This is a genomic window from Streptomyces sp. GbtcB6, assembly GCF_019091475.1.
In the GTDB taxonomy this organism is placed as follows: domain Bacteria; phylum Actinomycetota; class Actinomycetes; order Streptomycetales; family Streptomycetaceae; genus Streptomyces; species Streptomyces hyaluromycini.
In genome coordinates, this window is record NZ_JAGXJL010000243.1 from 1 (window position 1) to 305 (window position 305).

Below are 305 nucleotides of genomic sequence, written 5' to 3' on the forward strand. Positions count from 1 at the left end.
GTGCCCCGACCCGTCCTGCCCCGCGAAGCCCGCCGTGCCCCGGTAGGACACCGTGACCGGGCCGACCCTGACCTTCACCGACCCCCACACCGTCCTGCCGTCGTAGTCCTCGACCACCGCGCCCGGCAGGCACGGCGCGTCCCGTTCGATGTCGAGGCGCGCGTGCCAGGCGTCGTCGACCGGGACGGGGACGGTGAACTCGAGGCGCAGTTCCATGACTCACTCCTCCTGGCGGTCAGCGGCCGGCGGGTGCGTGGTTGGCGCCGGTGGGCGTGGCCAGGTGCGCCCCGCTGCCGCCCCAGCGC

The 305-nt window shown here is 75.4% G+C and carries 1 pseudogene; it reads right to left on the minus strand.

What is annotated here, in order from left to right:
• A pseudogene (locus KVT45_RS55280) lies at positions 1 to 216 on the minus strand (hypothetical protein); the annotation flags it as partial.
• Positions 217 to 305: the final 89 nt, after the last annotated feature.